Annotated in this window: 24 protein-coding genes and 2 pseudogenes; 15 read left to right on the top strand and 11 right to left on the bottom strand. The window is 75.3% G+C overall.

All coding sequences use genetic code 11. The features are described from left to right. Window positions 1-218 precede the first annotated feature (218 nt). Window positions 219-362 (bottom strand): hypothetical protein, encoded by a 144-nt coding sequence (locus JKP75_RS15595; protein ID WP_200493218.1) that lies wholly within the window; start codon window positions 360-362, stop codon window positions 219-221. A 173-nt stretch (window positions 363-535) separates the two neighbouring features. Between JKP75_RS15595 and mptB the strand changes: the two genes are divergently transcribed. The 5 genes and pseudogenes from mptB (at window position 536) to JKP75_RS15575 (ending at window position 5,598) form a co-directional block, all read left to right on the top strand. Beyond that, complete coding sequence (gene mptB / locus JKP75_RS15590; RefSeq protein ID WP_200493217.1) at window positions 536-1,495, top strand: polyprenol phosphomannose-dependent alpha 1,6 mannosyltransferase MptB; 960 nt, start codon at window positions 536-538, stop codon at window positions 1,493-1,495. 47 nt (window positions 1,496-1,542) lie between these two features. After that, the gene (locus tag JKP75_RS15585) at window positions 1,543-2,295 is read left to right on the top strand and encodes a polyprenol monophosphomannose synthase (RefSeq protein WP_200490391.1); all 753 of its coding nucleotides are present in this window, start codon (window positions 1,543-1,545) and stop codon (window positions 2,293-2,295) included. Between the two features lie 67 nt (window positions 2,296-2,362). Continuing rightward, window positions 2,363-3,469: pseudogene (locus JKP75_RS15580) on the top strand (NAD(P)H-quinone dehydrogenase); the annotation flags it as partial. Between the two features lie 61 nt (window positions 3,470-3,530). Further along, complete coding sequence (locus JKP75_RS21700; protein WP_242473565.1) at window positions 3,531-3,767, top strand: hypothetical protein; 237 nt, start codon at window positions 3,531-3,533, stop codon at window positions 3,765-3,767. Between the two features lie 145 nt (window positions 3,768-3,912). Further along, window positions 3,913-5,598 carry a reprolysin-like metallopeptidase gene (locus tag JKP75_RS15575; protein WP_200493216.1) on the top strand — a complete coding sequence of 562 codons (1,686 nt, stop codon included), beginning with the start codon at window positions 3,913-3,915 and terminating at the stop codon, window positions 5,596-5,598. An 81-nt stretch (window positions 5,599-5,679) separates the two neighbouring features. Here JKP75_RS15575 and JKP75_RS15570 read toward each other — a convergent pair whose 3' ends face one another. From JKP75_RS15570 to JKP75_RS15555, 4 genes are all read right to left on the bottom strand, one after another. Beyond that, window positions 5,680-7,440, bottom strand: coding sequence for a biotin carboxylase N-terminal domain-containing protein (locus JKP75_RS15570; RefSeq protein ID WP_200490397.1), 1,761 nt, complete (start codon window positions 7,438-7,440; stop codon window positions 5,680-5,682). 57 nt (window positions 7,441-7,497) lie between these two features. Continuing rightward, window positions 7,498-8,016 carry a Maf family protein gene (locus JKP75_RS15565; RefSeq protein ID WP_309229900.1) on the bottom strand — a complete coding sequence of 173 codons (519 nt, stop codon included), beginning with the start codon at window positions 8,014-8,016 and terminating at the stop codon, window positions 7,498-7,500. Window positions 8,017-8,103: 87 nt separating this feature from the next. After that, the gene (locus JKP75_RS15560; RefSeq protein WP_200490400.1) at window positions 8,104-8,361 is read right to left on the bottom strand and encodes an acyl-CoA carboxylase subunit epsilon; all 258 of its coding nucleotides are present in this window, start codon (window positions 8,359-8,361) and stop codon (window positions 8,104-8,106) included. A 2-nt stretch (window positions 8,362-8,363) separates the two neighbouring features. Next, the gene (locus JKP75_RS15555) at window positions 8,364-9,992 is read right to left on the bottom strand and encodes an acyl-CoA carboxylase subunit beta (RefSeq protein WP_309229899.1); all 1,629 of its coding nucleotides are present in this window, start codon (window positions 9,990-9,992) and stop codon (window positions 8,364-8,366) included. Between the two features lie 97 nt (window positions 9,993-10,089). Between JKP75_RS15555 and JKP75_RS15550 the strand changes: the two genes are divergently transcribed. Both JKP75_RS15550 and JKP75_RS15545 read left to right on the top strand, forming a co-directional pair. After that, complete coding sequence (locus JKP75_RS15550; RefSeq protein ID WP_200490402.1) at window positions 10,090-10,926, top strand: biotin--[acetyl-CoA-carboxylase] ligase; 837 nt, start codon at window positions 10,090-10,092, stop codon at window positions 10,924-10,926. 155 nt (window positions 10,927-11,081) lie between these two features. Continuing rightward, entirely contained in the window at window positions 11,082-11,648 is a 567-nt protein-coding gene (locus JKP75_RS15545) for a PH domain-containing protein (RefSeq protein ID WP_200490404.1), read from the top strand. Window positions 11,649-11,811: 163 nt separating this feature from the next. Here JKP75_RS15545 and JKP75_RS15540 read toward each other — a convergent pair whose 3' ends face one another. Continuing rightward, window positions 11,812-12,129, bottom strand: coding sequence for a hypothetical protein (locus tag JKP75_RS15540; RefSeq protein ID WP_200493215.1), 318 nt, complete (start codon window positions 12,127-12,129; stop codon window positions 11,812-11,814). Here JKP75_RS15540 and JKP75_RS15535 point away from each other — a divergent pair. The 5 genes from JKP75_RS15535 to JKP75_RS15520 are packed head-to-tail and all read left to right on the top strand — an operon-like array spanning window position 12,095 to window position 18,538. After that, on the top strand, window positions 12,095-13,144 hold the full coding sequence (locus tag JKP75_RS15535; RefSeq protein WP_200493214.1) for an acyltransferase: 1,050 nt from the start codon (window positions 12,095-12,097) through the stop codon (window positions 13,142-13,144). The two genes, JKP75_RS15540 and JKP75_RS15535, sit on opposite strands and share 35 nt — an antisense overlap. Further along, on the top strand, window positions 13,141-14,409 hold the full coding sequence (locus JKP75_RS15530; protein WP_255523376.1) for an acyltransferase: 1,269 nt from the start codon (window positions 13,141-13,143) through the stop codon (window positions 14,407-14,409). Before JKP75_RS15535 ends, JKP75_RS15530 begins: the two co-directional genes overlap by 4 nt. Before the next feature lie 10 nt (window positions 14,410-14,419). Next, the gene (locus JKP75_RS15525) at window positions 14,420-15,262 is read left to right on the top strand and encodes an exonuclease subunit SbcD (protein WP_242473346.1); all 843 of its coding nucleotides are present in this window, start codon (window positions 14,420-14,422) and stop codon (window positions 15,260-15,262) included. Continuing rightward, on the top strand, window positions 15,219-15,581 hold the full coding sequence (locus JKP75_RS21695; protein ID WP_309229898.1) for an exonuclease SbcCD subunit D C-terminal domain-containing protein: 363 nt from the start codon (window positions 15,219-15,221) through the stop codon (window positions 15,579-15,581). Before JKP75_RS15525 ends, JKP75_RS21695 begins: the two co-directional genes overlap by 44 nt. Then, on the top strand, window positions 15,578-18,538 hold the full coding sequence (locus tag JKP75_RS15520) for an AAA family ATPase (RefSeq protein WP_200493212.1): 2,961 nt from the start codon (window positions 15,578-15,580) through the stop codon (window positions 18,536-18,538). Before JKP75_RS21695 ends, JKP75_RS15520 begins: the two co-directional genes overlap by 4 nt. Window positions 18,539-18,565: 27 nt before the next feature. On the opposite strand, the gene JKP75_RS15515 is transcribed toward JKP75_RS15520, so the two are convergent. Further along, complete coding sequence (locus JKP75_RS15515; protein WP_200490410.1) at window positions 18,566-19,090, bottom strand: GtrA family protein; 525 nt, start codon at window positions 19,088-19,090, stop codon at window positions 18,566-18,568. A gap of 142 nt (window positions 19,091-19,232) precedes the next feature. Here JKP75_RS15515 and JKP75_RS15510 point away from each other — a divergent pair, with 142 nt between their 5' ends. Genes JKP75_RS15510 through JKP75_RS15500 form a run of 3 tightly spaced genes read left to right on the top strand, consistent with a single transcriptional unit; the run spans window position 19,233 to window position 22,138 of the window. Next, window positions 19,233-20,444 (top strand): 5-(carboxyamino)imidazole ribonucleotide synthase, encoded by a 1,212-nt coding sequence (locus JKP75_RS15510; RefSeq protein ID WP_200490412.1) that lies wholly within the window; start codon window positions 19,233-19,235, stop codon window positions 20,442-20,444. A gap of 34 nt (window positions 20,445-20,478) precedes the next feature. Continuing rightward, window positions 20,479-20,958, top strand: a complete 480-nt coding sequence (gene purE / locus JKP75_RS15505) for a 5-(carboxyamino)imidazole ribonucleotide mutase (RefSeq protein ID WP_200491339.1) — start codon at window positions 20,479-20,481, stop codon at window positions 20,956-20,958. 22 nt (window positions 20,959-20,980) lie between these two features. Continuing rightward, complete coding sequence (locus tag JKP75_RS15500) at window positions 20,981-22,138, top strand: acyl-CoA dehydrogenase family protein (RefSeq protein ID WP_200490414.1); 1,158 nt, start codon at window positions 20,981-20,983, stop codon at window positions 22,136-22,138. A gap of 4 nt (window positions 22,139-22,142) precedes the next feature. On the opposite strand, the gene JKP75_RS15495 is transcribed toward JKP75_RS15500, so the two are convergent. The 4 genes and pseudogenes from JKP75_RS15495 to JKP75_RS23010 all read right to left on the bottom strand — a co-directional run bounded on the left by JKP75_RS15495 (window position 22,143) and on the right by JKP75_RS23010 (window position 24,871). Then, window positions 22,143-22,919 carry a sulfite exporter TauE/SafE family protein gene (locus JKP75_RS15495; protein ID WP_309229897.1) on the bottom strand — a complete coding sequence of 259 codons (777 nt, stop codon included), beginning with the start codon at window positions 22,917-22,919 and terminating at the stop codon, window positions 22,143-22,145. A gap of 234 nt (window positions 22,920-23,153) precedes the next feature. Then, window positions 23,154-24,008, bottom strand: a complete 855-nt coding sequence (locus JKP75_RS24095; protein WP_309229896.1) for a rhodanese-like domain-containing protein — start codon at window positions 24,006-24,008, stop codon at window positions 23,154-23,156. A gap of 109 nt (window positions 24,009-24,117) precedes the next feature. Then, window positions 24,118-24,531, bottom strand: a pseudogene (locus JKP75_RS24725) (MBL fold metallo-hydrolase); the annotation flags it as partial. Window positions 24,532-24,604: 73 nt separating this feature from the next. Beyond that, window positions 24,605-24,871: a metal-sensitive transcriptional regulator gene (locus JKP75_RS23010; protein ID WP_200493375.1), complete on the bottom strand. Its 267-nt coding sequence runs from the start codon at window positions 24,869-24,871 to the stop codon at window positions 24,605-24,607. Window positions 24,872-24,928: the final 57 nt, after the last annotated feature.

Here is a 24,928-nt window from a genome sequence, read left to right as displayed (position 1 = left end):
GCCGGGTCCACCGCAGCCGGGGCCGCGCCGACGGCCACCGACCCCGGTCCGCCCCGCGCCGGCGGCGCGACCATCGCCCTCCTTGTGCTCAGCGGCCTGCTCGGGCTGGTCGGCACCACCTACCTCGCGGTGGCCGGGCACGGTCTGGGCCTGCACCTCGACGAGCCCGACCTCTGGTTCTTCGACGACCACTCGGAGCTGACGCCCGACGCGCTGGGCTACGACACCGCGCGGGCGTGGAGCTCCGCCGCGCTCGGGGTCTGGGCCGCCGCCTGGCTGCTCGCCGGGCTCGCGGTGCGCCGCGGCGTCCGCGCCCGGTGGCTGCTGCTGGTCGGGCTGGTCTGGTCGGTCCCGCTGGTCATCGGGCCGCCGCTGTTCACCGCGGACCCGTGGTTCTACGGCGCCATCGGCAACGCGGTGCAGCTCGGCGTCGACCCGTTCGAGGACGGGCCGGGCGTCCTCGGCGACATCGCGGCGGTGCGCGGCGCCGAGGAGTTCTGGCGGTTCAGCCCCACCCCGTACAGCCCCGCCCTTCGTGCTGCTGCTCAGCGGCCTGTCGCGGCTGCTCGACCAGGGCGAGCTCGCGATGCTGGTGGCGCTCCGGGTGCTCTGCGTCGCCGCCTGGGCCGTGTGCGCCGTCGTCGTGGCCCGCATCGCGCGGCACCTGGGCGGCAGCCCGTCGGTCGCGGTGTGGCTGGGCGCGGTCAACCCGCTGGTCCTGCTGCACCTGGTGTCGGGCAACCACAACGACGCGCTCATGCTCGGCCTGCTGCTCCCGGGCCTGCTGCTCGCGCTGCTCGACCGCCCGCTGCTCGGGATCGTGCTCTGCGTGGGTGCGGCCGGCATCAAGGCCACGGCGCTGGTCGTCGTCCTGGTGATCGGGGTGGACTGGGCGCAGCGCCAGGAGGGCTGGCCGGCCCGGCTGCGGGCGCTGGTGCTGGCCGGCGGCCTGGGCGCCGGCCTGTTCGCGCTGTCGGTGCAGCTGTCCGGCTACGGCTGGTCGTTCCTGGGCAACCTCGACACCCCCGGCAAGGCGCTGGAGGCGCTCACGCCCACGACGGCGCTGGCCTTCGCCCTCGACGTGGACGACCCGCCGATCGACGGCGCGCGGCAGGCCGGGATCGTCGTCGCCGTCGTGCTGGGACTGCTCTTCCTGACCCGGCTGCGGAGCTGGGGGCTGGTCCGCGTGACCTCCTGGATCGCGCTGACCGTCGTCCTCACCGGCTCGGTCGTGTGGCCCTGGTACCTGATCTGGCCGACGATGCTCTTCGCCGCCGCCGGGGTCCTCGCCGAGCGCCTCGTGGTGGTGCTGTGGTCGGTGGCCCTGCTGTTCACCGTGCTGCCGGGCGGGCACCCCGTGTTCGCCCTCTACGAGCGGCCGGGACCGGAACAGCTGGTGCTCGTCGTCCTGGGGGTGGCCGTCGTCGCCGGGCTGGTGCACGTCGGGGTGAGCCGGCGACGACGACGGCGACAACCCGCAGGGGTGCCCACGTGACGTCCACCCCGGCCCCGCCCGAGAACCCGCGAGAGAAGAGGAACAGCGTGCGCGTCCTGGTCGTGACGCCGACGTACAACGAGGCGGACAACGTCCGCCGGCACGTCGAGGCGGTCCTGGCCCGCCCCGTGGCGCCCGACGTCCTGATCGTGGACGACGGCTCACCGGACGGGACGGGGGACCTCGTGCGCGCGCTCGCCGCGGAGCACCCCGGCCGGGTCGAGCTGCTCGAGCGCTCCGGCAAGCTCGGCCTGGGCACCGCCTACGTCGCCGGCTTCACGCACGCGCTCGCTGCCGGGCGGTGGGACGTCATCGTGCAGATGGACGTCGACGGGTCGCACGACCCGCAGGCCATCGACGCGCTGATCGCCGCGATCGAGGACGCCGACCTGGTGATCGGCTCCCGCTACGTGCCCGGCGGCGCGGTGGCGAACTGGCCCTGGAGCCGCCGCACCGTGTCCTGGGTCGGCAACCTGTACGCCCGCACCGTGCTCCGCGCCGGCATCCGCGACCTCACCGGCGGGTTCAAGGCCTGGCGCACCGACCTGCTGACCCGGCTGGACGTCGACTCGTTCGAGGCCAACGGCTACGGCTACCAGATCGAGACGACCCACCGCGCGCTGCAGGCCGGCGCCCGGGTGGTCGAGGTGCCGATCACCTTCCGCGACCGCGAGCTCGGCGAGTCCAAGATGAACACCGGCATCGCCGTCGAGGCGGTCTCCGCGGTCTGGCGCATCCGTCGCGAGCCCGCGCCCTCCGCCCGGCCGGCCGGGCCGGACACCGGCGCCGGGCGGCGCTGACGCCGGACCGCGGCCGGGCGGGGACAATGGCTCCGACGCCCGAACCCTCCCCGACGAAGAAGGACCCATGACCCGCATCGTCATCATCGGCGGCGGACCGGCCGGCTACGAGGCCGCGCTGGTCGCCGCGCAGCTCGGTGCCGAGGTCACCGTCATCGAGCGCGACGGCATCGGGGGCGCCAGCGTCCTCACCGACTGCGTCCCCTCGAAGGCGCTCATCGCCGCCGCCGGCGCGATGACCTCGGTGCACGACTCCTCCGCCCTCGGCGTGCACGGCGCCGAGCTGGCCGCGGTCGGCCTGGACCTCGCCGCGGTCAACCAGCGGGTCAAGGGGCTGGCGCTGGCCCAGTCCGGCGACATCCACGCCCGCCTGGCCGGCGAGGGCGTGCGCATCGTGACCGGGCGCGGGCGGCTCGCCGACGAGGTCCGCGGCCTGGCCGCGCACCGCGTGGAGGTGCTGGGCGAGGACGGCGCGGTCACCGAGCGGCTCGAGGGCGACGTCGTCCTGATCGCGACCGGTGCCGACCCGCGGGTGCTGCCCGGCGCCGAGCCCGACCACGAGCGGATCCTCGACTGGCGCGACGTCTACGAGCTCACCGAGATGCCCGAGCACCTCGTCGTCGTCGGCTCCGGGGTCACCGGCGCCGAGTTCGCCTCCGGCTACCTGGAGGCCGGCGTGCCGGTCACCCTGGTCTCCTCCCGCGACCGGGTGCTGCCCGGTGAGGACTCCGACGCCGCCGAGGTGCTCGAGGAGGTCTTCCAGTCCCGCGGCGGCAAGCTGGAGCGCGGGCGGGCCGCCGGCGTGCGGCGGACCGAGAAGGGCGTCGTCGTCGAGCTCACCGACGGGCGCGCCGTCGAGGGCTCGCACGCGCTGATGACCGTCGGCACGGTGCCCAACACCGGTGGACTGAACCTGGAGCTCTGCGGCGTCGGGCTCACCGAGTCCGGCCACGTCGTCGTCGACCGCGTCTCGCGCACCTCGGTGCCCGGCATCTACGCCGCCGGCGACGTCACCGGCGTCTTCCAGCTCGCCTCGGTCGCGGCGATGCAGGGCCGGATCGCCATGTGGCACGCGCTCGGTGAGGCGGTCAGCCCGATCAAGCTCAAGACGGTCGCGGCCAACGTCTTCACCCACCCCGAGATCGCCACCGTGGGCGTGCAGGAGAAGAGCCTGCCGGAGTGGACCGAGGTCGACGTCGTCCGGCTGCCCCTGGCCACCAACGCCCGCGCCAAAGATGAGCGACCTGCGCGACGGCTTCGTCAAGCTGTTCGCCCGCCGCTCGACCGGGGTGGTCCTCGGCGGCGTGGTGGTGGCGCCGGGTGCCTCCGAGCTGATCCTGCCGATCGCGCTGGCGGTGACCAAGGGGCTGACCGTCGCCGACCTCGCCCAGACGTTCGCGATCTACCCCTCCCTCTCGGGATCGATCACCGAGGCCGGGCGCCGGCTGATGGGCGCCGACCACCTCGCCTGAACCACCTCGCCCGGACCACCTCGCCCGGACCGGGGGAGCGGTGCCCGGGAGGGCGTGGGGGCCGCTGTGACGGCTGGGGCGCGGATTCGGCTGGATTCGGCCGGATCGGTGCCGACGCGCGCGCAGCCCGCCGATGCAGGGAGGGATGTCTCCCGCCCGTGCCCGTTCCGCCGCCCTGCTGCGCGCCCTGCTCGTCGCGGGCGTCGCGGCCGGGGCGATCGCCGGCCCCGCCGCCGGGGTCGCCTCCGCCGGTGAGCCGGAGGGCACCGCCGTCGTCGGCCGGCTGCTCCAGGCGTGGGCGGAGGACGACCCGGCCGGGCAGCACGGGGCACACGCGGCGACCGCCCCGCTGAGCTGGGTCGAGACCGCCGACGGCGCCGTCCGCGTGCCGACCGAGGACCTGGGCGGGGTGCCCGCGGGAGCCACCGTCGAGCTCACCGTCGGCGGCGACGTGCAGGACGAGGGCGCCGTCGAGCACGGCCTGGAACCGGCCGCGGAGGTCCTGAGCACCGACTCGGTCACGCCCGCCCCGGCCCCGGTGGCGGTGCGCGGCCCGGTGACCAACGCGGTGACCGTCGTCCTCGTCGCGCCGGCGGGCACCCGCCCCGACGCGGACGTGACACCGCAGGACGTCGCTGCTGCCGTCGACGGGCCCGTCGCCGCGTTCTGGTCGGAGCAGACCGGGGGAGCGGTGCGCTTCGGCGTCGCCGCGGCGCACGACTGGATCAGCACCACCGCCGGGTGCGCCGACCCCACCGCCCTGTGGGACGAGGCCGCCGCCGCCGTGGGCTTCCGGCCCGGACCCGGCCGGCACCTGATGCTCCAGCTGAGCAGCCAGACGGCCGCGCAGCCCGGCTGCTCCTACGCCCTCGCCGAGGTCGGCGCCGGCCCGGCGTCGGGCGGCCGGCTCTACGTCCGGGAGGTGCTGCCCTCGGTCATGGCCCACGAGCTGGGCCACAACCTCGGCCTGAGCCACTCCTCGGCGCTGCAGTGCGACGGCACCGTCGAGGCGGGCACCTGCCGCACCGCCGCCTACCGCGACCTCTACGACGTCATGGGCGTCTCCTGGAGCGAGCTGGGCTCGCTGAGCGCCCCACAGGCCGCGCTGCTCGGCGCGCTCCCGGCCGGCGCCACCCGGGAGCTGGGTGTCCTCGACGCGCCCGCGGAGATCGAGCTCGCGCCGGTGGCCGGCCGCACCGGTACGCAGGCGCTCCGCCTCGTGGCCGCCGACGGCACCGCCTACTGGCTCGAGTACCGGACGGCGACCGGCCGGGACGCCTGGCTCGGCCGCCCCGACCGGAACCGCTACCGGCTGGAGACCGGCGTGCTCGTGCGCCGCGCAGCCGCGTTCCCCGACACGGCGGTGCTCCTCGACGGGACGCCGTCCCCGTCCGGGGGGTGGGACGCCGACCTGCGCAGCGCGCTGCCCGTCGGCGTGCCGGTCGAGCTCGCCGGAGGTGGGTTCACCGTCACCGTCCGGTCGCTCGACGACGGCACCGCGGCGCTCTCCGTGGTGCCGGTGGCCCCGCCGGCGGCGCCCGCCGCGGCGGCAGCGCCCCGCGACCCCGGCACCGGCCGGCTGCTGCCGGGCGCCCCGGCCGGCCGCGCGGCGGCCGCGCCCGCCGCGCAGGCGGAGACCCCCGTGGCGGCCGCGGCCCCGGCCCAGCCGCAGGTGCCCGGGCCCGCTCCGTTCGTCCCCGCCGCGGCCACGCTGGAGCCGGCCGCGGGCGGGTCGGGCCTGGGCATGGTGCTCGTCGCGGTCTCCGGGGCAGGGCTGGCCGGCGCGACGCTGCTGGTCGTGCGCCGGGCTCGCCGGCTGCGCACCCGCTGATCCCGGCAGCACCCGGCACCCCGAACGGCAGGAGGCCGGATCCGCGAGCGCGGATCCGGCCTCCTGGGCGTCGTGTTCGGACTACTCGGCGTCGTCGGCGATCGTGCAGATGACCGCGCCGCTGGTGACCGAGGCGCCGACCTCGGCCGACAGGCCGCTGATCGTGCCGGCCTTGTGGGCGGTGATCGGCTGCTCCATCTTCATCGCCTCGAGGACGACGACCAGGTCGCCGGCGGCGACGGTCGCGCCGTCCTCGACGGCGACCTTCACGATCGTGCCCTGCATCGGCGAGGTGAGGGAGTCACCCGAGGCGGCCGACCCGCCGTGGCCGCCGCCGCGCTTGCGCGGCTTGGCCGGAGCGCCCGCGGGGGCCCCGCCACCGGCGGCCAGGCCGGCGGGCAGCGACACCTCGAGCCGGCGGCCGCCGACCTCGACGACGACGGTCTGGCGCGCCGCCGGCTCGTCGGCCTCGGACGGCGCGGCGGAGTACGCCGGCACCTGGTTGTCCCACTCGGTCTCGATCCACCGCGTGTGCACGGTGAACGGCTCGGAGGTGAACGCCTCGTCGCGGACGACGGCGCGGTGGAAGGGGATGACCGTGGGCATGCCCTCGACCACGAGCTCGTCCAGCGCGCGGCGGGCCCGCTGCAGCGCTTCCTCGCGGGTGGCGCCGGTGACGATCAGCTTGGCCAGCATCGAGTCGAACGCGCCGGCCACCTCGCCGCCGGTCTCGACGCCGGAGTCCCAGCGCACGCCGGGGCCCTGCGGGATCTCCAGCCGGTCCACCGGGCCGGGGGCGGGCATGAAGTTGCGGCCGGCGTCCTCGGCGTTGATCCGGAACTCGATGCTGTGCCCGCGCGGGGTCGGGTCCTCGGTGATCTCCAGCGGCAGGCCCTGGGCGATGCGGAACTGCTGGCGGACGAGGTCGATGCCGCTGGTCTCCTCCGAGACCGGGTGCTCGACCTGCAGGCGGGTGTTGACCTCGAGGAAGGAGATGGAGCCGTCGGTGCCGACGAGGTACTCGACGGTGCCGGCGCCGTGGTAGCCGGCCTCCTTGCAGATGGCCTTGGCCGACTCGTGGATCCGGGCGCGCTGCTCGTCGGTGAGGAACGGCGCGGGCGCCTCCTCGACCAGCTTCTGGTTGCGGCGCTGCAGCGAGCAGTCGCGGGTGCCGACGACGATCACGTTGCCGTGGGTGTCGGCCAGCACCTGGGCCTCGACGTGCCGGGGCTTGTCCAGGAACTTCTCCACGAAGCACTCGCCGCGGCCGAAGGCCGAGACGGCCTCGCGGACGGCGGAGTCGAACAGCTCGGCGATCTCGCTCTTCTCGCGGACCACCTTGAGCCCGCGGCCACCGCCACCGAACGCCGCCTTGATGGCGATCGGGAGGCCGTGCTCCTCGGCGAAGGCGATGACCTCGTCGGCGCCGCCGACCGGGTCCTTGGTGCCCGGCACCAGCGGGGCGCCGGCCTTGGTGGCGATGTGCCGGGCGGCGACCTTGTCACCCAGGTCGATGATCGCCTGCGGCGACGGCCCGATCCAGGTCAGCCCGGCGTCGATGACGGCCTGGGCGAAGTCGGCGTTCTCCGAGAGGAACCCGTAGCCGGGGTGGATCGCGTCGGCGCCGGACTGCTTCGCGGCGTCGATGATCTTGTCGATGACCAGGTAGGAGTCCCCGGGCGTCGTGCCGCCCAGGGCGAACGCCTCGTCGGCGACGCGCACGTGCAGCGCGTCGCGGTCCGGCTCGGCGTAGACGGCCACGCTGGTGAGACCGGCGTCCTTGCACGCACGCGCCACTCGCACCGCGATCTCACCGCGGTTGGCGATCAGGACCTTCTGCACCGGGCTCTCCTTCGTCTGTGGACCGGTCGGACTGTAGTCAGGGGGTGGAACGGGGGTTCAGCGACGCCAGAGGTCGGTGATGGCCAGGCCGCGCTTGGCCAGCTGGGTGCGCAGCACGGTGAGCGAGAGACCGACGACGGCTGCCGGGTCGCCCTCCACACGCCGGACGAACGGTGCCCCGAGACCGTCGAGGGTGAACGCGCCGGCCACCGCGAGCGGCTCGCCGGTGGCCAGGTAGGCCTCGATCTCGGACGACGTCGGCTCGGCGAAGTAGACGGCGGTCGAGGCGACGGCGATGTCCCGGCTGGCGACCCCGCCGTCCCGGACGTCGAACAGCGCCTGACCGGTGTGCAGCACGCCGGAGCGGCCGGACATCCGGCGCCACCGGTCCCGCGCGTCGGCGGCGTCGGCCGGCTTGCCCAGCGGCTTGCCGCCGAACTCGAGCAGCGAGTCCGCGCCGATGACCAGCGCGTCGGTCTCCCGCTTCGCGACCGCGGCGGCCTTGGCCGCCGCGAGCAGGGCGACCTGCTCGGCCACCCGCGGCGCGGAGTAGCTGGACTCGTCGACGTCGCTCACCACGACCTCGGGGCGCGAGGCCCGCCTGCCGCAGCAGCGACAGCCGCGCCGGGGACGCCGAGGCCAGGACGAGCCTGCGGTCGACGCTCATGCCGGGCTCCCGGCCGCGCGCCAGCCGCCGGGACCGAGCGCCTCCGGGCGGCGGTGGGAGCGCCCGTAGGCCGCCCAGCCGCCGATCGGCGTCGGGCGCTTCCGGGACCGGCGCTGGGAGAGCGCGGCCACGACGACGGTCAGCGCGGCGAGCTCCTCGGCCGAGGGCTCGCCCTTCACGACGGTCAGCAGCGGCGCTCCGCTGTCGGGAGCTGCTTCGTGGCCGCGGTGCGGCCCGGAGGGGCGCGATGTCATGGTCACAGGGGGATGTTGCCGTGCTTCTTGGCCGGCAGGGTCTGGCGCTTGTTGGCGAGGACGCGCAGCGCCTTGGTCACCTGCACGCGGGTGTGCGACGGCGGGATGACCGCGTCGACGTACCCGCGGTCGGCGGCGATGTAGGGGTTGGCGAGGGTGTCCTCGTACTCGGCGATCAGCTCCGCGCGCGTGGTGTCGGGGTCCTCGGCGGCGGCCAGCTCCTTGCGGTACAGGATGCCGACCGCGCCCTGCGCGCCGACGACGGCGATCTGCGCCGTCGGCCAGGCCAGGTTGACGTCGGCGCCCAGGTGCTTGGAGCCCATGACGTCGTAGGCGCCGCCGTAGGCCTTGCGGGTGATGACGGTGACCTTGGGGACGGTGGCCTCGGCGTAGGCGTAGATGAGCTTGGCGCCGCGGCGGATGATGCCCTCCCACTCCTGCGACGTGCCGGGCAGGAAGCCCGGGACGTCGACGAAGGTGAGCACCGGGATGTTGAAGGCGTCGCAGGTCCGCACGAAGCGGGCGGCCTTCTCGCTGGCGTCGATGTCCAGCGTGCCGGCGAACTGGGTCGGCTGGTTGGCGACGACGCCGACCGGGCGGCCCTCGACGCGGCCGAAGCCGATCAGCAGGTTGGGCGCGAACAGCGGCTGCACCTCGAGGAACTCGCCGTCGTCGAGGACGTGCTCGATGACGGCGTGCATGTCGTAGGGGGTGTTCGCCGAGTCCGGGATGAACGTGTCGAGCTCGAGGTCCTCGTCGGTCAGCGCCTCGGGCAGGACGGTCTCGACCGGGGCGACCTCCAGGGCCGGCAGCGGGTCGAGGTTGTTGCTCGGCAGGTAGGACAGCAGCGCCTTGACGTAGTCCAGCGCGTCGGCCTCGTCCTCGGCCAGGTAGTGCGCGACACCGGACTTGGTGTTGTGCGTGCGGGCGCCGCCGAGCTCCTCGAGCGTGACCTCCTCGCCGGTCACGGTCTTCACCACGTCGGGCCCGGTGATGAACATCTGGCTGGTCTTGTCGACCATGACGATGAAGTCGGTGAGCGCCGGGGAGTAGACGTGCCCACCGGCGGCCGGGCCCATGATCAGCGAGATCTGCGGGATGACGCCGGAGGCGTGCACGTTGCGCTGGAAGATCTCGCCGTAGAGGCCGAGGGAGACCACGCCCTCCTGGATGCGCGCGCCGCCGCCCTCGTTGATGCCGATGACCGGGCAGCCGTTCTTGATCGCGAAGTCCTGGACCTTGACGATCTTCTCGCCGTAGACCTCGCCGAGCGCGCCGCCGAAGACGGTCACGTCCTGGCTGAAGATCGCCACGGGGCGGCCGTCGACCGTGCCGTAGCCGGTCACGACGCCGTCGCCGAACGGGCGCTTGGCGTCCATGCCGAAGTTCGTGGAGCGGTGGCGCGCGAACTCGTCGAACTCGGTGAACGAGCCCGGGTCCAGCAGCGCCTCGATGCGCTCGCGGGCGGTCATCTTGCCCGCCGCGTGCTGCTTCTCGACCGCGCGCTCGGAGCCCGCGTGCTGGGCCTCCTGGACGCGGCGCTCGAAGTCGGCCAGCTTCCCGGCGGTGGTGTGGATGTCGATGTCGTCGGGGACCTGTTCCCCGGCGTTCTCGAGTTCAGCCGCGCTCACGTTTCCTCCTCGCTGGCGCACCTCGGCCGCGGTGGTGGGGCCGCCGTGCTCATCCCTGGCCGGGCGCGCCCGGTCACGGGTTACGTAGCGTAGGGGAGTGCCCGGCGACTCCTCACCTCGATGGTCGGATCTCGGCCGTCCGCCCCTCGACGCCGCCGCTCTCCAGGCGGCCCTGACCCGCGGCAGCCGCCTGTGGACGGCGCTCGAGGTCGTGCCCGAGGCGGGCTCGACCAACGCCGACCTCGTGGCCGCCGCCGGTCAGGACGCCCCCGAGGGCACCGTGCTGCTCGCCGAGCACCAGGTCGCCGGCCGCGGCCGGCTCGACCGCGTCTGGACCTCCCCGCCGCGCGCCGGGCTCACCGTCTCGGTGCTGCTGCGCCCCGACGTCCCCGCGGCGCGCAAGGGCTGGCTGCCGCTGCTCACCGGCGTCGCGCTGGCCGAGGCGGTGGGGGAGTCGACCGGCGTGCTGGCCTCGGTCAAGTGGCCCAACGACGTGCTCGCCCGCGACGGGCGGAAGCTCGCCGGCATCCTCGCCGAGACGGCGCCGTCGGCCACCCTCCCGGCGGCGGTCGTCGTCGGCACCGGGCTGAACGTCTCCACCACCGCAGCCGAGCTGCCCGACACCGGCACCTCGTTGGCCGTCATCACCGGCGGCACGGTCGACCGCGCGCCGGTGCTGCTGGCCTTCCTGCGGGCGCTGGAGGCGCGCTACCTGCGCTGGATCGAGCACCTGGGCGACCCGATCGCCTCCGGGCTCGCGACGGACTACCTGCGCTGGTCCTCCACCGTCGGCACCGCGGTGCAGGTGCACCTGCCCGACGGGTCGCTGCTGGACGGCGTCGCCGAGGGCGTCGACTGGGACGGCCGGCTCGTCGTCCGGACGCCGACCGGCACGGTGGAGCTGGCCAGCGGCGACGTCCGACACGTGCGATGACATCGCGGTCCTCCGGACCGCACCGCGGCCACGTGCCGTCCCCCCGCTGAGCTGAGCCCTCCGTCGCTCGATCGCGGGACCCTCCGGGCCCCACTCCTCACGACACCGCACCGCGGTTCCGGTGACGGCGGCCCGGGCTGCGCCATCCTGGCGGCATGCCCTACCCGGACAAGCTGCTCGCCGAGGACGAGGACGTCGTCCGCCACCTGCACCCGCACTGGCTGACCGTCTTCTGGCCCGTGGTGCGCCTCCTGCTGATCGTCGGCGCCGCCTCCTTCGGTGCCGCCCTGGTCCCCGACGGCCGGCAGCAGGGCGTCTACCGGATGGTGATCGTGGCGGTCGCCGTCGTGCTGCTCGTCCTCACCGTCGCCGTCCCGCTCGCCCGGTGGCGGACGACGCACTACGTCGTCACCACCCACCGGCTGCTGTTCCGCGAGGGGATCCTGGCCCGCCGCGGCCGCGACCTGGGGCTGGGGCGGATCACCGACGTCTCCTACACGCAGACGCTCTGGGAGCGGCTGATCAACTCCGGCACGCTCACCGTGGAGACCGCGGGGGACGGCGGGGCGACCGTGCTGCGGCAGATCCCGGACAGCGAGGGCACCCAGCAGCTGCTCAACCACATGATCGAGGAGGACGCCGACCGGCGGGCGCGGGAGAGCGCCCGCTACGCCGGCGAGCACTCCATCGGCCGGGGGGACACCGCGCCGCAGCACTTCTGACCGCAGCACTGTCGACCGCTCGGCGCCCTGCCGGTGGCGGGTGGTGCGCCTGGGACGGCGTTGTCGAGCCTTGCCCAGAATGCGGAACGACTTGTCATCTTTTCGGCTCAACCCTGCGTGATCGCGCCGTTACTTTCGTTCCATGCCGCAGGACAGCCGAACCTCAGCCGACCTGCCGTCGATGCCGCGCGGGGAGATCCGCGCGCTGACCGGCCTGCGCCTCGTCGCCGCGATGGTCGTGGTGATCGGGCACTTCAAGCCGATCCTCATGCCCTACCTGGACCAGGTGCCGCTGGTGGGACCGGTCCTGGACGCCGGGTGGCTCGGGGTCGAGGTGTTCTTCGTCCTCAGCGGCTACGTGATCGCCCGCAGCTACGTCGTGCGAGGTCGGTGGCCGGTTCACGATCGGCAAGGCCGCGACCTTCGTCTTCAACCGCTTCGCCCGCGTGTGGCCGGTCTGGGCGCTGGTCACCACGCTCATGGCCGGCTGGATCCTCGCCGTCCGCTGGAAGGGCCTCTACGCCGACGTCTGGGTCTCGCACCCCGTGGTCAGCCCGGGGCAGTACCTCGAGCAGCTGTCGATGACCCAGATGTGGGGCGCCACCTCGATCGTCGGGCCGAGCTACGTCATGCCGGGCTGGTCGATCAGCGCGGAGTGGGCGGCCTACCTGGCCTTCCCCCTGCTCGCCGTCCTGCTGCTCCCGCTGCGCCGGCTGCCCGCCGGCGTGCTGCTGGGCCTGGCCACGCTGCTCATGACGCCCATGGCCGTCACCGCCTTCGTCGAGGGCCCCCTCGACCCCGAGGTGCCCTGGCTGTACCGCCTGGCGTGCAGCTTCGTCGCCGGCATGCTGGTCGCCATCGGCACCCTGGGGCTGCGCCGCACCCCGCGGGTCGAGCAGCTCGCGTTCGCCGTCAGCGTCGCCTGCACGGTCGCCTTCGTGGTGTTCTGCTTCTGGGCCTCCTGGCGCCGCGCCGGCGACCCGGCGCACGACTACGCGGGCATCTCCGTCGTCCTGTTCCCGGCGCTGGTCGGCGCGTTCGCGCTCACCGACCGCGGACCGGCCGCCTGGCTCTCCCGCGACCTGGTCGTCTACGGCGGGCGCATCTCCTACTGCCTCTACCTCGTGCACTACCCGGTCTTCGACGTCCTGCTCACCTACGTCTGGCAGGGGCAGGACCCCACGACGCGGGTGGTCGGCCCGGGGCTGGCGCTGCTCGCGCCGTTCGCCGTCGTCCTGTCGGTGCTGCTGGCCATGGCGCTGCACCACGGCGTCGAGGTGCCCGCCCGCTCCCTGCTGCTGCGGGGCCGCGCCCGCGCCGTGGCCCGGCTGGTCCGGCGTCGACCGGCGGTCGAGGTGCCGTCCGGCACGGAGGTCATCCCGGTGCCCCGGGGTGCCGCCGTGCACGGCGCGGCGGCCGGCGGCCCGCGGACCCGCGCCCTGCCCGCCGTGCCCTTCCGGCCGAGCGCGCGGGAGACCGTCGGGCCCCGGTCCTGACCGGCCGGCACGCGGCCGGCACCGCGCCGCAGAGCCCGCGCGCGGAGATCCGGGCGCTCACCGGACTCCGGGCGGTCGCCGCCACCTGGGTCGTGCTGTTCCACTTCACGAACCAGCTCGCGCCCTACCTGTCCGCCGTCCCGTTCGCCGGGCAGGTCGCCGCTGCCGGCTGGACGGGGGTGGAGCTGTTTTTCGTCCTCAGCGGCTTCGTGATCACGCGGGCCTACGCCGAGGAGCTCGGGCGCCCGCGGCTGCGCTCGCTGGTCCGGTTCGTCGGCGGCAGGTTCGCCCGCGTGTGGCCCGCGTGGGCCGCCGTCACGCTGGCCATGGCCGGGTGGCTGTGGGCCATCCGGGAGGCGGGCTGGGCCGCGGACCTGGTCAACCCGCACCCCGCCGTCGACGCGCCGGCCCTGCTCGGCCAGCTGGCCATGACGCACATGTGGGGCCGCGACGAGCTGGCCGGCGCGAGCTACGTGCTGCCGGGGTGGTCGATCAGCGTGGAGTGGGCGGCCTACCTCGCCTTCCCGCTGCTGGCCCTGCTGCTCCGGCCGCTGCGGCGGCTGCCGGCGTCGGTCCTGCTGGTCCTGTCGGTGCTCGCCGTGTCGCCGCTCGTGGTGATCGCCGCCGTGGAGGGCCCCTACAACTCGCAGCTGCCGTGGGAGTTGCGCATTGCCTGCGCCTTCACCGCCGGCGCGCTCGCCGCGCTCGCGGTGGGCCGGGCCCGCCGTGCCGCGTGGGAGCCGTTCGCCGCCGGCGCCGTCCGGGTCATCCCGCTGCTCGTGCTGCTCGGCATCCTCTGGGCCGGCTGGCGCCGCACGATGCCGGGCGCGGGCGGTGACCACGTCGGCGTGGTCGTCGTGCTCTTCCCGGTCCTGGTGGCCGCCCTGGCGCTGACCGAGCGCGGCCTCGCGCAGGCGCTGTCCGGCCGCGCCCTGGTGTTCGGGGGTCGCATCTCCTACGCGGTCTACCTCGTCCACTTCGTCGTGCTCGACGTGCTGCTGACGGTCCTGTGGCAGGACCCGGCCAAGCACAACGTGCTGGGCCCCGGCCTGGCCCTGGCGGCGCCGTTCCTCGTCCTCGGCTGCTTCGGCCTGGCCGCCGGCCTGCACCGGTACGTCGAGGAGCCCGGCCGGCGCCTCGTCGTCCGGGGCCTGGACCGGCTGCTCCCGGTCGAGACCGTTGCCGACGACCGCACGGGCCGGCTGGACCTGCGCACGCTGCCGCCGCTCCCGGCGGCGCGGGCAACTGTCGGACCCACCACCTAACGTCGCCGGCATGCGACTGCTGCACACCTCCGACTGGCACATCGGCCGGACGCTGCACGGCACCGATCTGCTCGCCGAGCAGGAGGCCGTGCTCGGCGGGCTGGCCGAGGTGGTCGTCGCGGAGTCGGTGGACGTCGTGGTCGTCGCCGGGGACGTCTACGACCGCGCGGTCCCCTCGGCGGACGCGACGGCGGTGCTCGACCGGGTGGTCGGGCGGCTGCTGACGGCGGGTGCGCAGGTCGTGCTGACGCCGGGCAACCACGACTCCGCCCGCCGGCTGGGCACCTTCTCCGGGCTGCTCGCCGTCGCGGGGCTGCACGTCCGGGCGGTCACCCCGGCGCTCGACGAGCCGGTGCTGCTGTCCGACGAGCACGGCGAGGTGGCCGTCTACGGCATCCCGTACCTGGAGCCCGAGGTGGCCCGGCACGAGCTGGGTCTGGCCGGCCGGGGCGAGGCCGCCGTGCGGGGGCACGAGGGCGTGCTGAGCGCCGCGATGGAGCGCATCCGCGCCGATCTCTTCCTCCGCCCGGGCGCCCGGTCGGTGGTGCTGGCGCACGCCTTCGTCGGCGGTGGGCTGCCCAGCGAGAGCGAGCGGGACATCTGCGTCGGCGGCGTGGACCTTGGTGCCGGCGGGCGTCTTCGACGGCGTGGACTACGTCGCGCTGGGGCACCTGCACCGGCCGCAGACGCTCACCCCGCGGCTGCGCTACAGCGGCTCGCCGCTGGCCTACTCCTTCGGCGAGGCGGGGCAGCAGAAGCAGGCCTGGCTGGTCGAGCTCGACGCGGCCGGCCTGGCCGACGTCCGGCCCGTGCCGCTGCCGACGCCCCGGCAGCTCTCGATCCTCACCGGTGAGCTCGCCGAGCTGCTGGCCGCGCCCGAGCACGCGGCCGCGGAGGAGCACTTCGTCTCCGCGCGGCTGACCGACACCGTCCGCCCGGGGGACCCGATGCGGCAGCTGCGCGAGCGCTTCCCGCACTGCGTGCACCTGGAGTGGACCGGTGCCGGCGCGGGGGCCGACGGGCGGAGCTACCAGGAGCGGCTGCGCGGCCGCAGCGACCTCGAGGTCGCCGAGGAGTTCGTCGACCACGTCCGCGGCGCCGGCCCGAGCGACGCCGAGCGCGAGCTGCTGGGCCGCGCGCTCGCGGCAGCGGCCCGCGAGGACGCCGCATGAGGGTCCACCAGCTCGCGCTGACCGCGTTCGGGCCGTTCGCCACCCGGGTCGACGTCGACCTCGACGAGGTGGGCCGCGACGGGCTGTTCCTGCTGTGGGGGCCGACGGGCGCGGGCAAGACCACCCTGCTCGACGCGGTCGTCTTCGCTCTCTACGGCACCGTCCCCGGTGCACGCGGCGAGGAGAAGCGGCTGCGCAGCGACCACGCCGCCGACGACGTCCGCACCGAGGTCGAGCTCGAGCTGACGCTGGGCGGGGAGCGGCTGCGGGTCACCCGCCGCCCGGAGCAGCAGCGGCCCAAGCGCCGCGGCGAGGGGTTCACGACCGAGCAGGCCCGGCTGACCCTCCAGCGGTGGGTCGGCGACGCCTGGGAGCCGGTGAGCACCCGCATCGACGAGGGCTCGGAGTACCTGCGCACCCGGCTCGGCCTCTCCGCCGAGCAGTTCTGCCAGGTCGTGCTGCTGCCGCAGGGCGACTTCGCGCGGTTCCTGCGCGCCGAGCCCGAGGACCGCGGCCGGCTGCTGCGCACGCTGTTCGACGTCGGCCGGTTCGCCCGGGTCGAGGACTGGCTGGCCGGGGAGCGGACGGCCGCCCGCGAGGCGCTGGACCGCATCCGCGCCCGCACCGGCACGCTGGTGTCGCTGGTGGCCTCCGCGGCCGACGTCACCGTCCCCGAGCAGTTCGCCCCGGAACTCGTCGGCGCGACGGCCGGGTCACCCGTCACCGCCTGGGTGCGCCGCATCCGGGCCGAGGCGGCCGAGGAGGCCACCCGCGCCCAGGCCTCGGCCGACGCCGCGGGGGAGCGGGCACGCGACCGGGAGGCCGAGCTCGTCGCGGCGCGGGCCCTCGCCGACTGCCACGCCCGCCGCGACCGGGCGCTCGCCGAGCGGGCCCGCCTCGACGCGGCGGCGGCGGAGCTCGAGCCGGTGCGGGCGGTGCTGGACGCCGGGCGCCGGGCCGAGCCGGTGCGCGACGCGCTGGAGGCCGCCGGCCGCGCCGCGCTGGAAGCCGAGCGGGCCGCGGGCGCGCTCGCGGCCGCGCGCACCGCGTGGACGGCCGTGGCCGACGGGCGCGAGGCCGACGCCGGGCTGGCCCGGTCCCTCCGCGACGAGGCGGCCGCGCTGCGCGCGCTGCTGCCCGAGGTCACCCGCGCCACCCGCCTGGAGCGCGACGTCTCCGCGGGGGAGCGCACCCTCGCCGCCCTGGCCGACCGCTGCGCCGCGGGCGAGCGGGCCCTCGCCGGTTGGCCGGGCCGCGTGCAGGAGCACCAGGCCGCCGTCGACACCGCCGCCGAGGCGGCCGCCCGGCTGCCCGGGCTGCGCGCCGCCGTCGACGCCCGCCGGACCGCCCTGGAGGCCGCCCGCGACGCCGGGGCGCTCGAGACGGCGCTGACCGGCCGGCGCGCCGCCGCCGACTCCGCCCGCGAGGCCTGGCTGGACGCCCGCGAGCGCTGGAACGACCTGCGCACCCAGCGCCTCGACGGCATGGCCGCCGAGCTCGCCGCCGGGCTGTCCGACGGCTCGTCGTGCCCGGTCTGCGGCTCGGTCGAGCACCCCTCGCCCGCGGAGGCCGGCGGCCCGGTCGTCACGCGGGCCGAGGAGGACGCCGCCCGCGGCGCCGCCGAGCAGGCGGAGGTCGCCTGGACCGCGGCGCGGGACACCTGCGCGGAGACCGAGCGCGAACTGGCCACCCGGCGGGCGCAGGCCGGCACCGAGCCGGTGCCCGACCAGGAGGCCGACCTCGCGGCGCTCGGGGCCGAGCAGCGCGCCGCGCAGCTGCTCGCCGACGGGCTGGACACCGCCCGCGCCGAGCTCGAGCGCGCGCGGGCCCAGCAGGACGCCGCGGCGGCGGCACTCGCCGCCGACCGCGAGGAGCTCAGCCGGCAGGAGGCGACGCTCGCGGCGGCCCGGTCCGCGCTCGCCGACGTCACCGCCCAGCTGGCCGAGGCCTGCGGGGACGACGCCGACCTGCCCGCCCGCATCGCCCGGCTCACCGGCGAGGCCGAGCGCTGCGAGGCCGAGGTCGAGGCGGCCGCCGCCGACGAGCGGGCCCGGCAGGCCGAGCAGGCCGCGCTGGCGGTCGCCGTGTCCCGCGTGGCCGCCGCCGGCTTCACCGGCCTCGACGCGGCCGCCCGGGCGCTGCTGCCGGCCGGCCGGGCCGAGGAGCTCGGCCGCCGGGTCGAGGAGCACGACCGGGCGCTCGCCGTCGTCACCGGCGTCCTCGCCGAACCGCAGCTCGCCGACCTGGGGGAGCGCCCCGACCTCGAGGCGCTCACCGGCGGCTGCCGGGAGGCGACTGCGGCGCGGGAGGCCGCCGTCGCCACGCTGGAGCACGCCCGCCGCCGGGTGGCCCGGCTCGACGAGCTGTCCGGCGAGCTCACCGCGGCCGAGGTCGAGCTCGACGAGCAGCGCGCCGTGACCGAGCAGGTGACGGCCCTGGCCGACCTGGCGACCGGCCGCGGCGCGAACCGGCTGAAGATGCGGCTGCAGTCCTTCGTGCTGGCCGCGCGCCTCGAGCAGGTGTCCGAGGTGGCCAGCCGCCGGCTGCAGGACATGTCCGGCGGGCGGTACACGTTCCTGCACAGCGACGCCCAGGGCCGGCACGGTGCCCGCGGCGGCCTCGGCCTCGAGGTGCTCGACGAGTACACCGGCACCCGCCGGCCCACGAAGACGCTGTCCGGCGGGGAGAGCTTCATGGCCTCGCTCGCCCTCGCGCTGGGGCTGGCCGACGTCGTCACCGCCGAGAGCGGCGGCGTGCAGATCGACAGCCTGTTCGTCGACGAGGGCTTCGGCACGCTCGACCCGATGGCGCTCGACGCGGTGATGGACGTGCTCGACGAGCTGCGCCGCGGCGGCCGCACGGTCGGCGTCATCAGCCACGTCGAGGAGCTGCGCACCCGGATCACCAGCCGGCTCGAGGTGGTCCCGGGGCGGAACGGATCCCGGCTCGCGAGCTGAGCCGCCTGGGGAGGGGGGCGGTGCGGCTCAGGCGGCGCCGCGGGTCCCCGTCGGCAGCGCCGGGTCGGCCGGTGGGGTGGGGTCCCCGGTGCCGGCCGGGTCCACGGCGGCGAACGCGGGGAAGACCCAGCGGCGGTAGGCCAGGTAGCGCACCACGCTGTTCAGCCCGATCGAGCCGATGTTGGCGATCTGGATGATCAGCAGGCGCTCCTGGTCCAGCGGGTAGCGCACGAACCAGATGATCGCCGCGCCCAGCACCAGAGTGCCCAGGTTGATGAGGGTGAAGAGGGTGAACGAGCGGCGGATCGTCGTCTTGTCGCGGTGCGCGAACGCCCAGTTGCGGTGCCCCAGGAACGCCACCGTCATCGACACCAGCGTGGCCAGCGTCTTGGAGGTGACGGCGCCGACGTCGAGGTAGCCGTAGAGCAGCTGGAACAGGCCGACGTCGACGACGAACGCGAATCCGCCGACGACCCCGAAGGCGCCGAGCTCCTTCAGCCGCCGGCGCAGGCGGCTGCCGGACGGCTCCGGAGAGGGGGAGGAGGAGCGCACTCGGAGGATTCTAGGCCGAGCGCTCCCGATTTCCGGTCCGCGCCAGTTCCACGTCCCCGCTTCGTGCCGCAGCGCGCGCCGGGGCGGTGCCTGCCGCCGGCGCGTCCGGTGGGTGCCGGCGGCCCGCTAGGCTCGTCGCGCCATGCCAGGTACCGCGCCCCTCTCCGCCGTCACCGGTCTCCCCGTGGTCGCCATGGTCGGCGGGGGGCAGCTGGCGCGCATGACGCACCAGGCCGCCGTCGCGCTCGGCCAGTCGCTGCGGGTGCTCAGCGCCGGCCCCGAGGAGTCCGCCGCGCTGGTCGCCGCGGACGTGCGGATCGGCGCCCACGACGACCTGGACGCGCTCCGCGACCTGGCCGACGGCGCCACCGTGCTCACCTTCGACCACGAGCACGTGCCCACCGAGCACCTGCACGCGCTGGAGCAGGCCGGCCACCGCATCGCCCCCGGCCCCGCGGCGCTCGTCCACGCGCAGGACAAGCTGGTCCTGCGCGAGGCGCTGGCCGCGGCGGGGGAGCCGCAGCCCGCGTGGGCGCGCGTCGCGAGCGTGGCCGACGTCGAGGCGTTCGCCGCCGGCACCGGCTGGCCGGTGGTGCTCAAGACCCCGCGCGGCGGCTACGACGGCAAGGGCGTCTTCGTGGTCGCGGACGCCGCCGCGGCCGCCGGGCTGCTCGAGCGGCACGGCACGCTGCTGGCCGAGCAGCGGGTGCCCATGGTGCGCGAGCTGTCGGCGCAGGTGGCCCGCTCGCCGTTCGGCCAGGTCGCCGTGTGGCCGGTGGTCGAGACCGTGCAGCGCGACGGCGTCTGCGCCGAGGTGCTCGCGCCCGCCCCGGGCCTCTCCGAGGAGCGCGCGCTCGCCGCCCAGGAGCTGGCCGTGCGCATCGCCGACCGGCTGGGCGTCGTCGGCATGCTCGCCGTCGAGCTGTTCGAGACCGAGGACGGCGTCCTGGTCAACGAGCTGGCGATGCGGCCGCACAACTCCGGCCACTGGACGATCGAGGGCGCCCGCACCAGCCAGTTCGAGCAGCACCTGCGGGCGGTGCTCGACTACCCGCTGGGCTCCACGGCGATGACCGCGCCGGTGGTCGTGATGGCGAACGTGCTCGGCGGGGCCGCCGCCGCGCCGGGGTGGGCAGGCCCACCCCTCGACGAGCGCATCCACCACCTCATGGCGCACTGGCCGGACGTGAAGCTGCACTGGTACGGCAAGTCCCAGCGGCCCGGCCGCAAGCTCGGCCACCTCACCGCGCTCGGCGACGACGTCGAGGAGGTCCGCGCCCGCGCGGTCGCGGCGGCCCGCTACCTGGCCGACGGCGTCGTCGACCCCGCCTTCGCCTTCGCAGAGGAGCACTGACGTGGACAGCGACGAACCCGTGGTCGGCATCGTCATGGGCAGTGACTCCGACTGGCCGACGATGCAGCCGGCCGCGGAGGCGCTCGACGAGTTCGACGTCCCGTACGAGGCGCACGTGCTCTCGGCGCACCGCACCCCGCGCCGCATGCTCGACTACGCGGAGGCCGCGGCCGGGCGGGGCCTCAAGGTGGTCATCGCCGGTGCCGGCGGTGCCGCGCACCTGCCCGGGATGATCGCCGCCGCCACCCCGCTGCCGGTCATCGGCGTGCCCCGGCCGCTGGACCGGCTCGACGGCCTGGACAGCCTGCTGTCCATCGTGCAGATGCCCGCCGGCGTCCCGGTCGCGACGGTCAGCATCGGCGGTGGCCGCAACGCGGGCCTGCTCGCCGTGCGCATCCTGGCCGCCGGCGACCCCGAGCTGCTCGCCGCGGTGACCCGCTTCCAGGCCGAGCTGGCCGAGTCCGTCGTCGCCCGTGACCTCACCCTGCAGGAGCGGCTCGCTTCCGAGCGGTAGGAGCGCGTCCTACGATCTACTCGTGGGTAACAACGCCGCCGGGCTGTACGCGCTGACCGAGGAGCACGAGGCGATCCGGGAGGCGGTGCGCGACATCGCCGAGCGCGAGATCGCGCCGTACGCGGCCGAGGTCGACGCCGAGTCCCGCTACCCGGTCGAGGCGCAGCGCGCGCTGACCGCGGCCGGTTTCCACGCCACTCACATCCCCGAGGAGTACGGCGGCGAGGGCGCCGACGCCATCGCGACCTGCATCGTGATCGAGGAGGTCGCGCGGGTCGACGTCAGCGCCTCGCTCATCCCCGCGGTGAACAAGCTCGGCTCGATGCCGATCATCCTGTCGGGGTCCGAGGACGTGAAGCGGGCGGTGCTGCCGTCCATCGCGTCGGGCGAGGCGATGATCAGCTACGGCCTCTCCGAGCGGGAGGCCGGCTCCGACGCCGCCGCCATGAGCACTCGCGCCCGCCTCGAGGGCGACTCCTGGGTGCTCGACGGCACCAAGGCCTGGATCACCAACTCGGGCGTCTCCGAGTGGTACACGGTCATGGCGGTCACCGAGCCCGGGAAGGGCGCCAACGGCATCTCCGCGTTCGCCGTCCACCGCGACGACCCGGGCTTCGCCGTCGGGCCCAAGGAACGGAAGATGGGCATCAAGGGCTCGCCCACCTGCGAGCTCTACTTCACCGGCTGCACCATCCCGGCCGACCGGATCATCGGGGCGCCCGGCACCGGCTTCAAGACCGCGCTGCGCACCCTGGACTTCACCCGCCCGACGATCGGCGCCCAGGCCGTCGGCGTCGCGCAAGGTGCGCTGGACGCGTCGGTGGCCTACGTCAAGGAGCGCAAGCAGTTCGGCCGCTCGGTCGGCGACTTCCAGGGCGTGCAGTTCATGCTCGCCGACATGGACATGAAGATCCAGGCCGCCCGCCACCTGGTCTACGTCGCGGCCGCCGCCGGGGAGCAGGGGCGCCCCGACGTGACCCGCGTGTCCGCCGCGGCCAAGGCTTTCGCGTCCGACACCGCCATGCAGGTGACCACCGACGCCGTCCAGCTCTTCGGCGGCGCCGGCTACACCCAGGACTTCCCGGTCGAGCGGATGATGCGCGACGCCAAGATCACCCAGATCTACGAGGGCACCAACCAGGTCCAGCGCATGGTGATCGCCCGCAGCCTCCTGAAGTAGCCGCTCAGCCGAGCAGGTCGACGAGGAGCCCGCCGGCGAGCACGGCTGCCACGACCAGCACCAGCCGGGCGAACCAGCGGCGGAGCCGGTCGGTGTCCACCCCGGTGCCGAGTCGTGCGGCGACGACGGCGGCGACGACGGCTGCGGCGGTGAAGGCGAGGGTGACCGGCACGTCGAGCGTCGCCTCGCCGGCGTGCGCCGCGAACCCGGCGGCGGAGTTGACCGCCACGACGACCAGGGACGTGCCGATGGCGGTCGGCATCGGCAGGCCGAGGGCCAGGACCAGCACGGGGATGATGAGGAACCCGCCGCCGACGCCGAGCAGGCCGGTGAGGAAGCCGACGACGAGACCGCCGGCGAGCGTCCGCGGCAGGCAGCGGCGCCAGTTCACCCGGCCGCCCTCGACCGCGCAGGCGGTCCCGGTGGCCGGCTTCTCCTGCAGCATCCGGACCCCGGCGCCGACCATCAGGACGGCGAACAGGGCGAGGGTCAGCTCGTCGGGCAGCACCCGGTTGACCGCGGCCCCGGCGAAGGCGGTGGCCGCGCCGGCCGCGCCGAACAGCAGCCCGATCCGCCAGCTGATCTGCCCCTCTCGCAGCCGGGGCAGGAGCGCGACCACCGCGGTGGTGCCGACGACGACCAGCGAGGTGGCGACGGCCTGCTGCAGGTCCTGGCCCGCGAGGTAGACGAGCGCCGGCACGGCGAGGATCGAGCCACCACCGCCGAGCAGCCCGACGAGAGCGCCGATGACCAGGCCGAGGAGGGCCGGGACGGCGATCACCGGGCGGCTCCGGCGGGGGCGGGGGCGGGCATCAGCGGCGGCTGACGAGCCTGCTCAGCCAGCTCCCGGACCGCTCGGGGCGGGGGTGCCCCGGGCACCGCTGTGCGCTGGGGACGCGGGCCATGACCTGCTCGACGTGCTGGCCGCAGCCGGCCCAGGTGGTCCTGCCGCAGGTCGTGCAGGGAACTGCTCGGCACATGGTGGTTCTCCTCGTGGTGGGGGATGGGGAGCCGGTCAGCGGGCGGAGGCGTCGTGCAGCCCGACGGCGGCCGCGCCGGTGCCGGGGTCGTCGTAGCCGCCGTCGACCAGCACGGGCCGGCGGCCGGTGCGGGCGAGCAGGGAGGCGGCGATCGAGGCGCGGTAGCCCGAGCCGCAGTAGACCCACACGTCCCCGTCGGGGACCTCGTCGATCCGGCCGGGCAGGTCGTGGATCGGGATGTGCCGCGAGCCGCGGACCCCACCGCCTGCGCGCTCGTCGGTGCGGCGGGCGTCGAGCACGACCAGGTCGGGGTCGGCGGCCATCGCCGCAGCCAGCCCGGCGAAGTCGCTCACCGGGTAGGAGACCGGCTCCCGGCCGGCGGCCAGGGCCTCGGGGCTGCCGATCGCCGCGCCGGCGAGCCGGTCGATGCCGATGCGGACCAGCTCGCGGCGGGCGTCGGCGACCTGCTCCGCGGTCTCCCCGATCAGCGTGATCGGCGCGCCCCACGGAACGAGCCAGCCGACGTAGGTGACGAAGGTGGCGATCGCCAGCTCGAAGTTCAGCGCCCCGGGCAGGTGGCGGTGCGCGAACGCGGTACGGCTGCGCAGGTCGATCACCCACTCGCCGGCGGCCAGCCGCTCGGCCAGCTCGGCGGGGTCGACCGGCCGTGGCATCGAGAGGTCCACCGGCGCCGGGCCCGCGGCGTTGGCCGGACCCATGTGCGCGTACCAGGCCGGGATCGCGGTGAGCCCGGCGATCAGCTCGTCGACGAAGGTCTGCTCGTCCTGGGTGAGCGCCGGGTTCACCCGGGCCTGCTCGCCGACGGTCGAGGAGTCGCCGCTGGTCGGGGTGGCGGCGCAGAACGAGCCGAACCCGTGGCTGGGGAACACCGGGGTGCCGGCGGGCAGCTCCGTCGGCCAGCCGGCGCACCGAGTGGTACTGCGCGTGCGTGAGTTCGTCGGTGTGCTCGGGTCCGACCAGGTCGGTGCGTCCGGTCGAGCCGTACAGCATGGAGCCGCCGGTGAAGACGGCCTGCACGGCGCCGTCGGCGTCGGCGAGCGCGTAGCTGACGTGGTGGTGGGTGTGCCCCGGCGTGTGCAGCACCCGCAGTCGCATCGGGCCGGCCTCGAGCACGTCGCCGTCGGCGGCCGGCACGCGCTCGTACGCCACGTCGTCCCCGGCGGGGACGACGTACCGCGCGCCGACCGTCCGGGCGAGCTCGAGGCCGCCGGTCAGGTAGTCGTTGTGCAGGTGGGTCTCCAGGACCAGCGCGATGCGCACGCCGCGCTTCCCGGCCGACGCCAGCACGCGGTCGATGTCGCGCTGGGGGTCGATCACGACGCCGACCCCACCGTCGCTGACCAGGTAGCTGCGGTCGCCGAGGCCGGTGGTCTCGATGATGTCGATCTGCATGACGGCTCCTTGTACGGTACGGGGCAGGGGTATCTGCGAGGCAAATGAAAGCGTCAGACGCTCGGGCGGCCCGTCAGGCGAGGGAGAGGAACAGGCGCTCGAGCTCGCGCAGGTCGACCTCGCGGCTCTCGCCGTCCTCGTTGGTCGAGCAGTGGCGCATCCCGGTGGAGACGACGGCGAAGCCGGCCTTGCTCAGCGCCTTGGAGGCGGCGGCCAGCTGGGTGACGACGGCCGAGCAGTCCCGGCCGTCCTCGATCATGCGGACGATGCCGCCGATCTGGCCCTCGATGCGCTTGAGCCGCTTGACGACGTCGGCGAGTTCGCCCTGGGGGATGTCCACATCTCCATCATGGATACCCCCCGGGGTATGTGCAACCGTCACCCGCGGTGAGCCGTC

Source organism: Blastococcus sp. TML/M2B, from assembly GCF_016612865.1.
Classification (GTDB): Bacteria; Actinomycetota; Actinomycetes; order Mycobacteriales; family Geodermatophilaceae; genus Blastococcus.
The sequence above is the reverse complement of the archived record's forward strand: the minus strand, read 5'-3'. Positions and strand labels throughout refer to the sequence as shown.